Here is an 11,739-nt window from a genome sequence, read left to right as displayed (position 1 = left end):
ACAGCCGGACCTCCTCACCCAGCACACCCTCTTCCACTGGTGGCCTCTATCAACCAACTAATCGGAGTCCGTATGAGCCATGCGCCGTGGCCTTAAGTCCCCTGTCCCTGCCGCTTGGGGAGGCGGTGGGCGCCGGAGCCTCGAGGAGTCGGGCGCGAGGAGGAGAGCTGGAGATTTTGCGAAGACCCTGGGAGCTCCACAGGGCATGCGGAGAATGGGCAGGCAGCCCCGGTTGAGGGGCCTGTTCCTTGCGGCGTGGCAGCCCCCCCTTCAACGGAGCGAACAGGGTCAGGTGCAGATTCGGTATGGTGACAGTGACCACAGCCCATATATTTTCCCCCGCACCTGTCCCCCGAGAGCCCGCACGCTTTGTGCGTGCCCCAACTTCGGCCCAGCCGAAGATGGGCCAGATCAGAACAAGGAGCAAAAACCTCGTGACCCTTACGCCCCCCGCCTGGAAGCCAGGCCAGGACCCTGATCCTACCGAAACCGCCGAATGGATAGACAGTCTGGAAGCGGTGATTCAGCGCGATGGCCCGGAGCGTGCCGCCTACCTGCTGGACCACCTGCTGCAGCGGGCCAGCCAGCGCAAACTGGACCTGCGCTGGCGCTTCAACACCCCCATGCGCAACACGATCGCGCCCGGCGAGCAGCCCGCCTACCCCGGCGATCCAGTGCTGGAAGCCAAGCTGGGTGCGGCTGTCCGCTGGAACGCCGTGGCCATGGTGATGCGGGCCAATCAGGCTTCTTCGGAACTCGGCGGCCACCTCGCCACCTTTGCCAGCGCCGCGGACCTGTACGAAGTGGCGTTCAACCATTTCCTGCGCGCCGGGCCCCAGGGGGACGTGGTGTTCTACCAGCCGCACGCCGCGCCCGGAATGTATGCGCGCGCCTTTCTGGAAGGTCGGCTGAGTGAGGATCAGCTGCTGCATTACCGGCGTGAGGTCGGCGGCCAGGGGCTTTCCAGCTACCCCCATCCCTGGCTGATGCCGGATTTCTGGTCCTATCCCACCGGCTCCATGGGCCTGGGACCGGTTCAGGCGATCTACCAGGCACGTTTCATGAAATACCTGGAGCGGCGCGGCCTTCTGGCTCCCAGTGACCGCAAGGTCTGGTGCTTTGTGGGCGACGGCGAGATGGACGAGCCCGAGGCGCGCGGCGCGCTGAGCGTGGCGAGCCGCGAGGGGCTGGACAACCTGATCTGGGTGGTCAACTGCAACCTGCAGCGGCTCGACGGTCCGGTGCGCGGCAACGGCAGCATTGTGCAGGAGCTGGAGGCGGCGTTCGGGGCCGCCGGCTGGGACACCATCAAGGTGCTGTGGGGCTCGGAGTGGGATGACCTGTTCGCCCGCGATGACCGGGGCCTGATCCTCGAGCGCATGAACGCGACGCTGGACGGCGAGTACCAGAACTACAAGGCCCGGGACGGGGCCTACGGGCGGGAGCACTTTTTTGGAGGTTCTCCGGAGCTGCGCGGGCTGGTGTCTCACCTCTCGGACGCCGAGATTCAGGACCTGCGGCGCGGCGGACACGATCCGCTCAAGATCCACGCCGCCTACGCGCGGGCAGTCCAGGCCAAACGGCCCACCGTGGTCCTGGCGCTCAGCGTCAAGGGGTATGGACTGGGCAGTGCGGGCGAGGGCAAGAACACCGCCCACCAGCAAAAGAAGCTGGACGCCGGGCAACTGCGTGCCTTCCGGGACCGCTTCAAGCTTCCCCTGAGTGACGATCAGCTCCAGACCCTGGCCTTTTACCGTCCGCCCGAGGACGCGCCCGAGATGCGGTACCTGCGCGGACGCCGCGAGGCGCTGGGGGGGCCGCTGCCTGCCCGACAGGTGCGCGCGGAACGGCTGGAACCGCCCGCGCGCGAGGACCTGATCGGCGCGGTGCGCGGCAGCGAGGACCGGCCCGTGTCCACCACCATGGCCTTCAATCAGCTGCTGCTGACCCTGCTGCGTCACCCGGTGCTGGGGCCACGTGTGGTACCGATCATCCCCGACGAGGCGCGGACCTTCGGCATGAACGCCCTGTTCCGGCAGTTCGGCATCTATGCCCCCGAAGGCCAGCGTTACCGGCCGGAGGACGCGGACCAGCTGCTGTACTACCGCGAGGCGGAAGAGGGTCAGGTGCTTCAGGAGGGCATCAACGAGGACGGGGCCTTCGCCTCGTGGATGGCCGCTGCCACCGCCTACAGCACGCACGGGCTGATGACCCTGCCGTTCTATACCTTCTACTCTATGTTTGGCTTTCAGCGTGTGGGTGACCTGGCCTGGGCCGCCGCCGACGCGCGCGCCCGGGGTTTCCTGATGGGCGCGACGGCCGGACGGACCACGCTGTCCGGCGAGGGCCTGCAGCATCAGGACGGTCACAGCCTGCTGCTGGCGTCCAGCGTGCCGACCTGCCGGGCCTATGATCCGGCGTTCGCCTACGAACTGGCGGTGATCGTGCACCACGGCCTGCGCGAGATGTTGACCGAGGACCGCGACCACTACTACTACATCACCCTGATGAACGAGACGTACCTGCATCCGGCGATGCCGCCGGGGGCGGAGGAGGGCATCGTGCGCGGCATGTACCGCCTGCGCGCCCTGCAGGACACCTCGGGGCCACACGTCCGGCTGCTGGGCAGCGGCACCATCCTGCGGGAGGTGCTCAGGGCCGCCGAACTGCTGGCCGACGACTGGGGGGTGGGGGCGGAGGTGTGGAGTGTCACGAGCTTCGGGGAACTGCGCCGTGACGGCATGGAGGCCGAGCGGCTCAGCCGGCTGCATCCGGAGGAGGCCGCTCGGCCCTCGTTCGTGGGAACCCATCTCAATCAGTCCACTGCTCCCGTGATCGCTGCCACGGATTACCTGCGCGCCGTGCCCGACATGATCCGGCCCTACCTGCGGGCCGATTACGTGACCCTGGGCACCGACGGTTTTGGCCGCAGCGATACCCGGGCCGCCCTGCGCGCGTTTTTCGAGGTTGATGCCCACCACATCGTGCTGACTGCCCTCAAGGCGCTGAGCGATCAGGGAACCCTGGAGGCACAAACGGTTACCCGCGCCATGGAACGCTATGGCCTGGACCGTCCGAAGGCCAATCCCCTGACCTCCTGAACGCGGGGGGGGGATCGGAGGGCCGCGTCTGTTGGAGGCGCGGCCCTCCCTGTTTGCAGGCGGGGCCGGGGGCTCAGGTGCAGACTTTCCCGGCAAAGTTTGGTGTTGCCGGGGTGAAGGAGCGCAGGTGGCGACTGTGGGAAAACGTAGGGGTAATGTGGGTAGGGTGTGGTGGAGGATGAGTTCAATTTGATCCACACTGGAGGAGAGAATGTCTGGCGGTGATCACACGCCCGGAGGTAGCCAAGGGCTTCATCCTGGTCCCAAGACGGTGGGTGGTGCAGCAGTCCCTTGCGTGGATGTCACGGTTTCGACGTTTGGAGCGGGATCTGGAGCGGCTCTCGTCTACATTGCTCGGATTCCATGTCCTGGCCGCTTGCATTCTGCGTTGCAACAACCTCAAGCCGCTTTTTGTGGAGGATTCTTGGCAGCCTCTAGCCTGAGGGATATGTGGGCCCGCCTCAACAGCCTGCACAGGGCACCGTGACCCGGCGTTTCCTGTCGCCTCAGCTCCGCGCCGCCCACCTGGCCCTGACCTTTCTGACCATTCTTCCGCTGCCGCACATCACGGAAGTGCGCGACGGCGATTTCGCGCGGGCCAGTGCGTACTACCCGCTGGCCGGCTACGTGGTGGGCGGACTGGTGTCGCTGCTGCTGTGGTTGGGGTTGCCGCTTCCAGGGGGCGTGGTGGCTGCGCTGGCGGTGGGGGCATGGCTGGCGGTCACCGGCATGCTGCACTTCGACGGTCTGGTGGACAGCGCCGACGCCCTGTTTGCCGTGAAAAGCCCGGTCCAGCGCCTGGAGATCCTGCGGGACGTGCATGTCGGGGCCTTTGGACTGGCGGTGGGGGTGCTGGCGCTGCTGACGTTGTGGAGCCTGCTGGCCGCGCCGCTGCCGTGGTACGCGCCGCTGGTGGCCGCCGTGTCGGCCCGCACGCTGCTGCTGCTGCCCATGAACCTGTACCCGGCCGCCCGCCAGGAATCCCTGGGCGCCCGCTCGCGCGAGGGCCGCTGGGGCGCGGCGCTGCTGCTCGCGGCCCCCACCCTGCTGCTGCCGGGGGCGTGGACCGCGTGGCTGGCGGCGCTGGCGGTGTGCTTCGGGGTGGCGGCTTTCAGCGCGCGGCGGCTGGGCGGTGGCCTCAGCGGGGACATCTACGGCATGATCGTGGTCACGGCTGAACTGGCGGCGCTGTGCGCCTACGCCTGGGGTCAGGGGTGACCCTCACGCTGACAATGGTGCGCCACGCGCCCACCGCGCCGAATGCCCAGCGCCGCTATCCCCGCCCCGATGAAGACGCGCCGCTGTCGGAGGCGGGCCGCGCGCTGGCCGCCGGGCTCCGGCTGCCGCCGGGCGCCGCGGCCTTCTGCTCACCCAGCCGCCGCGCCCGCGAGACGGCAGCGCGGGCCGGATTTCCGGGCGCACGCACGGCAACTGCCCTGGCTGAAGCGAACCTTGGGGTGATGGCCGGACACACCTGGGCCGAGCTGGAGGCGCAGCATGGGGCCGGGCCGCGCGGCTGGATTGAGGCGCTGTCTGATCCGGCGGACGCGACTGGGCCGCCAGGAGGCGAGACGGGCCGCGCCTTTCATGCCCGCATTCACGCCTGGCTCGGGGACCTTCCGCAGAGCGGCGAGGTGGTGGCCTTCACGCACGCCGGGCCGCTGCTGGCCGCGCTGCGTCTGTGCGTGGGCCTGCGCGCCGCCGAGACCCTGCCGGGCGGGGTGGCGGTGTTGCGGCGGGCCGGGGGTCAGTGGTGGCTGTGCGAACTGCGGCAGGCGCCCCTGCGGTAGCGGCCCGGCGGTCCCTGGCCTGCGTGCCGGTCCACTCTGCTAGCCTGCATCCACCTGAGGAAGGGGAAGTCCGGTGAGATTCCGGCGCTGTCGCGCAGCGGTATGCCACAACAGGTGGTGAAGCCCGAATGCCTCTCAGGGACGTCCTCACGGCGTATCTGTCTGTGGGACACCTCTCGCCGTCAGAGGGCCGCAATCTGAGTGCTGAATTTCCCCGTGGCCTGTCCACGCGTGTTCCCGCTCTGGCCCCCGGCTGGAGCGGGCTTTTTCTCTGCTGCGTTGCCCGCTTCCGCTGCCGCCTCCACGCACGCCGGAGTTCTTCATGCGCCACCTGCTTGTTCTGTCCACCCTCGCCCTGCTGTCCACCGCCGCCGCCACCGCCTATCCCCTGACCGTCACCGACGACCTGGGCCGCCGGGTCACGCTCAGGAGCGAGCCGAGGCGGATCGTTGCCATGCTGCCCAGCCACACCGAAACCCTGGTTGCCATCGGCGCGGGCAGCAAGCTGGTTGCCACCGACATCTTCAGCAACCATCCGAAAGCCGTCACCGACAGACTGCCGAAGGTGGGCAGCGGCTACCAGCCGGATCTGGAGGCCATCGTGGCCCTCAAGCCGGATCTGGTGCTGGCCGACGAGTCCACGGGGTCGCGCCTGACCGAGAAACTGGCGGCGGCAGGACTGACCGTCTACGGCGGCACCGCGCAGACCTACAACGAGGTGTTCGAGAAAATTGCCGTGCTGGGCAAGCTGACCAACCACGAGACCGGCGCACTGAACCTGATCATCAGGATGCGCACCGAGCTGAACACCCTGCAGGCCAGCGTGGCGAACCTGCCGAAGGTCAGCACCTATTACGAGATCGACCCCACCCCGTACAGCGTCGGCCCCAACTCGTTTATCGGGGCGCTGCTCAGCCGGGCGGGCGGCCAGACCATCGTTCCTGCCGCACTGGGCGACTTTCCCAAACTGGACCCCGAACTGATCGTCCGTGCGAATCCGCAGGTGATGGTGGGCCTGACCCTGGCGGAGGCCGCCGGGCGCCCCGGCTGGGTCGGATTGCAGGCGGTGCAGCGTGGCAAGGTGTTCCAGCCGACGCCCGAGGCGAACGACGCGATCTCGCGCCCCGGCCCACGCCTGCCCGACGCGCTGCGCGCCTTGATCCGCCTGCTTCACCCCGAGGCACTGAAGTGAGCGGTCTGGACGGCGCCACCGCTGCCCGACGCGAGGCGGCCATGCGCGAGTTGCGCTCAGCCCGCGACAACTACAGAAAGGCCGAGGGCATCAGCCGGGGGAGGCGCGGTCTGCTGATCGTCAACACCGGAAACGGCAAGGGCAAAACCACCGCTGCGCTGGGCCTGATGATGCGGGCGCACGGCCGCGGGTTGCGGACACGCATGTTCCAGTTCCTCAAGCACGAGGGCGCCCGGTTCGGTGAGCACCGGACGCTGGACACCCTGGGCCTGCCGCACGAGGGGCTGGGCGACGGCTTTACCTGGCGCTCGCGCGACCTGGACAATTCGGCGGACATGGCCGCGCATGGCTGGTTGCTGGCCCGGGCGGCCATCGAGGCGAACGAGGACGATCTGATTGTCCTGGACGAGTTCACCTATCCCCTTAAGTACGGCTGGGTGGCCTGGCCGGAGGTGGAGGCGGTGCTGCGGGCCCGCGATCCCCAGATGCACGTGGTGGTCACCGGCCGCGACGCCCTGCCCGAGCTGATCACGCTGGCCGACACCGTGAGCGAGATTCAGCCGGTCAAGCACGCCTACGCGGCGGGCATCGGGGCGCAGACGGGGATCGAATATTGACGCCACGCCGGCCCCCCACTGCGGCACGGCGGCGCGTCCACCCAGACTGTCTGCGCGACGCCCTGTGTCCCGCTGCCGGGCCGGGTCAGGGCGGAGCGTGAGCGGTTCACGGCGGGCCATGGGGCTGGCCCTCGCCCTGGACCTGCTGGGTGAACCGCCCGCGCCGCTGCATCCGGTGGTGTGGATGGGACACTTTCTTCAGGCGGCCCGCAGGCGCTGGCAGGCACAGACGCCTTCTGGCCAGCGGCGCGAGGGGGCGGCGTGGTGGGCCCTGGGCGCGGCGGGTGCGGCAGGTGCGGGCGCTCTGGCCCAGCAGTTGCCGGGCGGCTGGGTCACGCAGGGCGCCCTGCTCAAGCCGCTGCTGGCGCGGCGCGCGCTGTTCGCGGCGGTCAGGGAGGTGCAGGCGGCCCTGGCGGCAGACAACCTGCCGGAGGCCCGGCGCCTGCTGGCCTGGCATCTGGTCAGCCGCGATACCTCCGGATTGACGGCGGCGGAGGTGGCGGGCGCGGCCATCGAAAGTCTGGCCGAAAACCTGTCGGACAGCGTGGTGGCGCCTCTGCTGTGCTTCCGGGTGGGTGGGTTGCCGCTGGCCGCCGCGTACCGTTACGCCAACACCGGCGACGCCATGTGGGGCTACCGCACCCCGCAGCTGGTCGATGCCGGGAAGGCAGCCGCCCGCGCTGACGACGCGCTGAACCTGGCCCCGGCCCGGCTGACGGCGCTGTGTGCGCTGCTGGCCTCTGGCGGACGCGGCGTGGGCGTCTGGGCGCAGGACCGCCGGGTCACCTCCAGCCCCAACGCGGGCCACCCCATGGGCGCCTTTGCCGGGGCGCTGGGCGTGCGCCTGGACAAGCGTGGGGTGTACGTCCTGAACGCCGGCGGCCGTGTGCCACAGGCCTCGGATCTGCCTCTGGCCCTGCGGCTGGCTGGCCGCACCTGCGTGCTGGCGGTGCTGGCCCTGCTCCTGCCGTGGACCCGGCATGCCTGAGCTGCCGCCCCTGCTGCCCCGCTGGCCCCACGGCGGACCCACGGCTGAACCGTTTGTGGGCCTGGATTTCAGCGTCAATGCCAATCCCTACGGGCCCAATCCGGTGCTGGTGCGCGCCCTGCGGGAGGCCGACCACGCGCAGTATCCAGACCCGACGTACCGCGTGGTCCGGGAGCGGCTGGCCGACTGGCACCGGGTTTCTCCCCAGGAGGTGGCGCTGGGGGTGGGCGCGTCGGACCTGCTGCACCGTCTCGTTCGCGCCTTCCTGCCCGCAGGCGGAACCCTGCTGAGCGTGCATGTTCCTTTCGGAGAACTGGCACGTGCCGCCGCGCTGCAGCGGGCCGGGGTGCGCGTGACCACGCCCCAGGCGGTCCTCGGCGCCGTGGACTGCGGCGTGACGCTGGTCTACGTCGGCCAGCCGCACAATCCCACGGGCCACCGGTTCTCACCTGGGGAACTGCAGGCGCTCGCCGCCGCCTGTCAGACGTCCGGAGCGCTGCTGATCGTGGATGAGGCGTACGCGCCTTTCCTTCTTCCCGGAGGCCCGCCGCCGCGACACGCCTCGGTGGTCCGGCTGCTGTCGCCGGGCAAGGCCCACGGCCTGGTGGGCGCGCGCCCCGCCTACGCGCTGGCCGCGCCGGACGTCGTGGGCCAGTTGGAGAACCTGAACCCCGCGTGGCACATTCCGGCCGGCACCGCGGCGGTGCTGGCCGCGCTTCCGCAGGCCAGGGATTTTCTGGACAGGACGCTGGCCTGCGTGCGGGAGGACGCCCTGGCGCTGGCGGCGGCCCTGCGTGTGCTTGGTCCGGTGGAGCACCACGGCACGCCTTACCTGACGCTGGATGTGGGGGACGCGGCGACGGTGGCGGCGGCGCTGCTGACGCGCGGCATCCGGGTGCGCGACTGTGCGGATTACGGGCTGCCCCGGCGGCTGCGCGTCTGTGCCCGGCGCCCACAAGACAACGCCCGGTTGACCGGGGAGCTGTGCGCCGCGCTGGAGGGAGAAACACATGGGTAGGGCCATCATGATTCAGGGCTGCACCAGCAGCGCGGGCAAGAGTTACCTGACGGCGGCGCTGTGCCGCATCCTGGCGAACGAGGGCGTGCGCGTGGCCCCCTTCAAGGCGCAGAACATGAGCAACAACGCCGGGGTGACGCCCGCCGGTCTGGAAATGGGCCGCGCCCAGCTGGTGCAGGCACAGGCCGCGCGGGTGGTGCCCGACGTGCGGATGAACCCGGTGCTGCTGAAGCCCGAGGCCGACACCCGCTCGCAGGTGGTGTTGCTGGGCCGCGCCGATCCTGACCTGACAGCGCTGGGCTGGCGTGAGCGCAAGGGGCAGCTGTGGCCACACGTCCGGCAGGCGTTGCACAGCCTGCTGGATGACCACGACGTGGTGGTGATCGAGGGCGCGGGCAGTCCAGCCGAGGTCAACCTGCGCGGCAGCGACATCGTGAACATGAGCGTGGCGCGTGAGGCGGGGGCCGCCGTGCTGCTGGTCGCCGACATCGACCGCGGCGGGGCCTTTGCGCACCTGCTGGGCACCTGGCATTGCCTGACGCCGGAGGAACGCGCGCTGATCAAGGGCTTTGTTCTCAACCGCTTCCGGGGCGACGCGCGGCTGCTGTCGCCCGCCCCCGAATGGCTGCAGCGGCAGACCGGCGTGCCGACCGTGGGCGTGGTGCCGTTGCTGGACATTCCGCTGCCGGAGGAGGATAGATTCTGGACAGACAGACAGGCTGTGGATCAGGGGGAGGGGTTCGTGGCCGTCGCCCGCCTGCCGCGTGTCTCGAACCTGGACGAATTCGCGCCGCTGGGGCCGCTGGCCCGCTGGGTCGCCACGCCCGCCGAGATGACAGGCGCGCGGGCGGTGATTCTTCCCGGCAGCAAGAGCGTGGCCGCCGATCTGGCGTGGCTGCGGACCACCGGGCTGGCGGCGGCGGTCACGCGGGCGGCCCACGCGGGTGTGCCGGTGCTGGGCATCTGCGGCGGGTTGCAGATGCTGGGCCGGACGCTCAGCGACCCGCACGGTGTGGAGGGCGGCGGGGAGGTGCCCGGCCTGGGACTGCTGGACCTGACCACCACCTTCGCCGCCGACAAGACCACCCGCCTGAGTACCCTCACTGATGCCGAGACGGGACTGACCCTCAGCGGCTACGAGATTCACCACGGATGCACGCGGGCCGGGCCGGGGGTGCAGGAACTTGCGCCGGCGTTGCTGTGGCGTGCGGGCAACGTGCGCGGCACGTACCTGCACGGCCTGCTGGAACACCCCGCCTATCTGGAGCGCTTCCTGGGCTGGGCCGGCCTGACGCCGCCCGCCGCGCTGGATAGTCTGGACGCCCGCCTGGACGCCATTGCCGCACGCGTCCGCACCAGCCTGGACTGGGCGTTCGTGCGGGGCCTGCTGTGATCGTCTACGTGACGGGCGGCGCGCGCAGCGGCAAGAGCACGTTTGCCGAGCGTCTTGCCGCCGCTCCGGGCTGGCCCGTGACCTATCTCGCCACCGCCCAGGCCCTGGACGACGAGATGCAGGCGCGCGTCGCGCGTCACCGCTCAGACCGTCCGGCGGGGTGGCCTACGGTGGAAGAGCCCCTGGAGGCCGCTCAGGCCCTGCGCAGCGCCTCCACGCCCACCGTTTTGCTGGACTGCCTGAGCCTGTGGGTCAGCAACATGCTGCTCGCGGACTGGTCCGACGCGGCGATGCTGGCAGCAGCCGACGCCCTGCTGGCCGACGCCCACGCCCGCCCCGGTCTGACCGTGCTGGTGTCCAACGAGGTGGGGCTGGGCATCGTGCCTGACAACGCGCTGGCCCGCCGCTACCGCGACGTGCTGGGCTGGGTCAACCAGCGCGGCGCGGCGGCCAGCGACGAGGCGTACCTGCTGGTCAGCGGCCTTGCGCTGAAACTCAAACCCCTGTGACTCTTGAACCCTGTGACGTTCAAGCCACCCGTGACCTTTAAGGAGTGCCATGCATCCTGACCTGACCGCGCTGATCGCGTCCATCCAGCCCGCTGACTCCGCCGTCATCGCCCGTGCCCGAGAGCGGCAAGCCCAGCTGACCAAGCCCGCCGGGGCGCTGGGCGATCTTGAAAACATGGGCGTGCGGCTCGCGGGCGTCTTTGCCAGCGCGAGGCCCCATCCACGCGGCGTGGCCGTGCTGGTGGCGGCGGGGGACCATGGGGTGGCCGCCGGTGGGGTCAGTGCCTACCCGCCCGAGGTTACGCCCGCGATGGTGATGAACTTCCTGGCCGACACGCCTGCCGGGCCGGGGGGGGCGGCTGTCAACGCCATCGCCCGGACGGTGGGCGCGCGCGTGTACGTGATGGACGCGGGGGTCGGCGCCGCGTTGCCGGACCATCCGGCACTGATCCGCGCGTCCGTGCGGCGCGGCACCCGTGACCTGCGCCGCGAGGCGGCCATGACCCGCAGCGAAACCGAAACGCTGATCCTGGCCGGTGCCGCGCTGGTCCGCCGCGCCGCCAGGGACGGCGCCGACCTGATCGTGCCCGGCGAGATGGGCATCGGCAACACCACCCCCGCAGCCGCCCTGACCGCCCGGCTCCTGAACGTGGACCCGGCCCAGGTAACGGGACGCGGCACCGGCGTGGACGACGCCGGCCTGGCCCGCAAGCTCTGTGCCGTGCGGGAGGCGCTGGCCCGCACTCCTGTCACCGATCCTCTGGCGGTGCTGGCCGAGTTTGGCGGGTTTGAAATTGCCGCCATGCTGGGCATGATGCTCCAGGCCGCCGCCCTGCGCCGGGCGGTGGTGCTGGACGGCTTCGTGGAGGGCAGCGCCGCGCTGGTGGGCGTGGCCCTGGTTCCGGCCCTGCGCGACTTCCTGTTTCCGGCAGGCGAGTGCGCCGAGATCGGCCACGCGGCCCAGCTCACTGCCCTGAACCTGAAGCCCATGTTCCGGCTGGGGCTGCGCCTGGGCGAGGGCACGGGTGGTGTGCTGGCCGCGCCCCTGCTGCTGGCGGCGGCCGCCACCCTGCGCGAAATGCGGACCTTCGGGGAGGCCGGGGTGCCGGGCGGCTGAGTCGGCCTGCAGAC

General features: G+C 70.3%; 10 protein-coding genes, 1 pseudogene and 1 riboswitch. All 11 genes and pseudogenes read left to right on the top strand.

Annotated elements, in window-relative coordinates; all coding sequences use genetic code 11:
• Positions 1 to 434: 434 nt before the first annotated feature.
• A complete protein-coding gene (aceE, locus tag IEY31_RS08770) occupies positions 435 to 3,101 on the top strand; it encodes a pyruvate dehydrogenase (acetyl-transferring), homodimeric type (protein WP_229723437.1) in 2,667 nt (888 codons plus the stop codon).
• Positions 3,102 to 3,316: 215 nt separating this feature from the next.
• Positions 3,317 to 3,544, top strand: a pseudogene (locus IEY31_RS08765) (hypothetical protein); the annotation flags it as partial.
• Between the two features lie 7 nt (positions 3,545 to 3,551).
• A complete protein-coding gene (locus IEY31_RS08760; RefSeq protein ID WP_373289136.1) occupies positions 3,552 to 4,319 on the top strand; it encodes an adenosylcobinamide-GDP ribazoletransferase in 768 nt (255 codons plus the stop codon).
• Positions 4,316 to 4,891 carry a histidine phosphatase family protein gene (locus tag IEY31_RS08755; protein WP_308424315.1) on the top strand — a complete coding sequence of 192 codons (576 nt, stop codon included), beginning with the start codon at positions 4,316 to 4,318 and terminating at the stop codon, positions 4,889 to 4,891. The genes IEY31_RS08760 and IEY31_RS08755 overlap by 4 nt, the downstream gene beginning before the upstream one ends.
• Before the next feature lie 20 nt (positions 4,892 to 4,911).
• Positions 4,912 to 5,045, top strand: a riboswitch (cobalamin riboswitch).
• A gap of 168 nt (positions 5,046 to 5,213) precedes the next feature.
• Positions 5,214 to 6,083, top strand: a complete 870-nt coding sequence (locus IEY31_RS08750; protein WP_188970983.1) for an ABC transporter substrate-binding protein — start codon at positions 5,214 to 5,216, stop codon at positions 6,081 to 6,083.
• Positions 6,080 to 6,700 (top strand): cob(I)yrinic acid a,c-diamide adenosyltransferase, encoded by a 621-nt coding sequence (locus IEY31_RS08745; RefSeq protein ID WP_456236828.1) that lies wholly within the window; start codon positions 6,080 to 6,082, stop codon positions 6,698 to 6,700. The genes IEY31_RS08750 and IEY31_RS08745 overlap by 4 nt, the downstream gene beginning before the upstream one ends.
• Before the next feature lie 97 nt (positions 6,701 to 6,797).
• Positions 6,798 to 7,688, top strand: coding sequence for a CobD/CbiB family cobalamin biosynthesis protein (locus IEY31_RS08740; protein ID WP_229723436.1), 891 nt, complete (start codon positions 6,798 to 6,800; stop codon positions 7,686 to 7,688).
• Positions 7,681 to 8,706: an aminotransferase class I/II-fold pyridoxal phosphate-dependent enzyme gene (locus IEY31_RS08735; protein WP_188970981.1), complete on the top strand. Its 1,026-nt coding sequence runs from the start codon at positions 7,681 to 7,683 to the stop codon at positions 8,704 to 8,706. Before IEY31_RS08740 ends, IEY31_RS08735 begins: the two co-directional genes overlap by 8 nt.
• The gene (locus IEY31_RS08730) at positions 8,699 to 10,099 is read left to right on the top strand and encodes a cobyric acid synthase (protein ID WP_229723435.1); all 1,401 of its coding nucleotides are present in this window, start codon (positions 8,699 to 8,701) and stop codon (positions 10,097 to 10,099) included. The genes IEY31_RS08735 and IEY31_RS08730 overlap by 8 nt, the downstream gene beginning before the upstream one ends.
• The gene (gene cobU / locus IEY31_RS08725; protein WP_188970979.1) at positions 10,096 to 10,608 is read left to right on the top strand and encodes a bifunctional adenosylcobinamide kinase/adenosylcobinamide-phosphate guanylyltransferase; all 513 of its coding nucleotides are present in this window, start codon (positions 10,096 to 10,098) and stop codon (positions 10,606 to 10,608) included. Before IEY31_RS08730 ends, cobU begins: the two co-directional genes overlap by 4 nt.
• Positions 10,609 to 10,657: 49 nt before the next feature.
• Positions 10,658 to 11,725 carry a nicotinate-nucleotide--dimethylbenzimidazole phosphoribosyltransferase gene (gene cobT / locus IEY31_RS08720; RefSeq protein WP_188970977.1) on the top strand — a complete coding sequence of 356 codons (1,068 nt, stop codon included), beginning with the start codon at positions 10,658 to 10,660 and terminating at the stop codon, positions 11,723 to 11,725.
• Positions 11,726 to 11,739: the final 14 nt, after the last annotated feature.

This window comes from Deinococcus aerolatus (genome assembly GCF_014647055.1).
Taxonomy (GTDB): Bacteria; Deinococcota; Deinococci; order Deinococcales; family Deinococcaceae; genus Deinococcus; species Deinococcus aerolatus.
Note: the sequence above shows the minus strand (reverse complement) of the source record. Positions and strands in the feature narration are given on the sequence as shown.